Annotated in this window: 1 protein-coding gene; it reads right to left on the reverse strand. The window is 60.8% G+C overall.

Translation table 11 applies throughout. The annotated features are described in order from the left end of the window. Window positions 1-1,315: beta-ketoacyl [acyl carrier protein] synthase domain-containing protein (locus tag ACWDSL_RS53430; RefSeq protein ID WP_450497020.1), on the reverse strand; the 1,315-nt coding region annotated here is incomplete at its 3' end. Window positions 1,316-1,340 lie beyond the last annotated feature (25 nt).

The raw sequence follows: 1,340 nt of genomic DNA on the forward strand, positions 1-1,340 counted from the left end.
CAACACTCACCGAACCGCCAGCCACCACCCCACCAACAACAGGCCCCTCCTCCACCACCACATGACAATTCGTCCCACCCATACCAAACGACGACACCCCCGCAACCAACACCTCACCCGACCGCGGCCAACCCCCCAACTCCGACTGCACACACAAACCCAACTCACCCAAAGGAATCAACGGATTAACACGCTCAAAATGCAAACTCGGCGGCAACTCCCGAAACCACAACGACAAAACAACCTTCAACAACCCAGCAATCCCCGCAGCACCCTCCAAATGACCAAAATTCGACTTCACCGAACCAACCCGCAACACCCCACCACGCCCCCGCACCACACCACCCACCACCGCACCCAACGCCCCCGCCTCCACCGGATCACCCAACCGCGTCCCCGTCCCATGCAACTCCACATACTGCACACCACCCACATCCACCCCAGCCCGCTCATACGCCAACCGCAACACCTCCTCCTGCCCCACACCCCGCGGAACAGTCAACCCCCCGCCCCCACCATCATTATTCACAGCAGACCCACGAATCACCGCCAACACCCGATCACCATCAGCCACCGCATCCACCAACCGCTTCAACACCACAAACCCACCACCCTCACCCCGCACATAACCATCAGCCCCCGCATCAAAAACCCGACACCGCCCCGAAACCGACAACCCACCAAACCGCTCCGACCGCACCCACGAATCCCCCGACAACAACAAATTCACACCACCCGCCAACGCCAACCCACACTCCCCACCCCGCAACGCCGCAACCGCCTGATGCACCGCAACCAACGAAGACGACTGACCCGAATCCACCACCACACTCGGACCCCGCAACCCCAAAAAATACGACACCCGATTCGCCAACAAACCCCGCGACAAACCCGTCATCGAATGCTGACCAACACCCCCCACACCCACCCCACCCGACACCAACCCATAATCATCCCACATAGACCCCACAAACACACCAACACCCAAATCCCGCAACCCCCCAGGAACCACACCACCAAACTCCAAAGCCTCCCACACCAACTCCAAAACCAACCGCTGCTGCGGATCCATCAACACCGCCTCACGCGGCGAAACACCAAAAAACCCCGCATCAAAACCATCCACCCGATCCAAAAACCCACCCCACCACGAACCCCCCACCCCACCACGCCCAACCGGCCCCAACGACACCGCATCCACCCCACCCCGCAACAAACCCCAAAACTCCCCCACACCCGACGCACCAGGAAAACGACACGACAAACCCACCACAGCCACCGCGTCATCCCGCACCACACCCACACCCGACAACACGACAGACAGCCCCCGCTCAGTCGAT

It is taken from the genome of Streptomyces sp. NPDC000941, from assembly GCF_053599555.1.